General features: G+C 48.8%; 1 protein-coding gene. It reads left to right on the top strand.

Annotation, left to right across the window (positions count from 1 at the left end; translation table 11 throughout):
* A partial coding sequence (locus J3349_RS14280; protein ID WP_207677831.1) for a hypothetical protein occupies positions 1 to 816 on the top strand: 816 nt, incomplete at both ends.

Consider the following 816-nt stretch of genomic DNA (forward strand, 5'->3'; position numbering starts at 1 on the left):
ACGGTTCGTTGTCGGTGGGGGGGGGGGGGGGGGGGGGGGGAGGGTACCTAGGTTTTTTTCGAGAAGGAAAGAGGAGGGAGGGAAAGAACAGAGGAAGTAGAAGAAGAAGGAAGAGGGGAGAAAAAAGAGGAAAGGGAGGGGGGAAAGGAAGGGGAGAAGAGGGAAAGAAAGAGAAGAGAAAAAAGAGGAGAAAGAGAAAAGGGAAGGGAAAGGGGGAAGAAAGGAAGAGAGAGGGGGAAAAGAGAAGGAAAGGAAGAAAAAGCGCAAAGAAGAAATTCGCCCAGGAGAGGAAAGAGAAGGAGAGGAGGGAGAAAAGAAAGGAAAAAGAAAGAAAGGGAGGAGAAGAAAGGAAAAAAAGGAAAAGGAAGGGAAGGAAAAAAGGGAAAGAGAAGAAGGAGGAGAAGAAAGAGGAAAGGAGAAAAAAGAAGAAGAGGAGAGAAGGAGAGAGGGAGGGAGAGAAAAGGGGAGAGAGGAGGAGAGAGGGAGGAGAGAGAGAGAGGAAAGAAAGAAGGGGAAGAAAAAAGGAAGGGGAGAGAGGGAGAGAGAAGGAGAGGGGGGAGAAAGGAAAAAGAAAGGAGAAAAAGAGGGAGGGAAAAGGAAGAGAGAAGAAGAGGGGGGGAAGGAAAGGCAGGAAGAGGAAAAGAGGGGGAGAGGAGGAGAAGAGGAAGAAAGAAGAAAAGAAGGAGGGGGGAAAAAGGGAAGAAGGGGGAAAGGAGAAAGGAAGAAGAGGAGAAAGGAGGGAGGGAGGAGGAAAAAGAAAGGGAAGGAAGAAGGAGGAAGGGGGAGAAAAAGGAAGAAAAGGAAGAGGAAAAGAAG

Origin of the sequence: Faecalibacterium sp. Marseille-P9590 (assembly GCF_017377665.1) — a bacterium.
GTDB lineage: Bacteria > Bacillota > Clostridia > Oscillospirales > Ruminococcaceae > Faecalibacterium.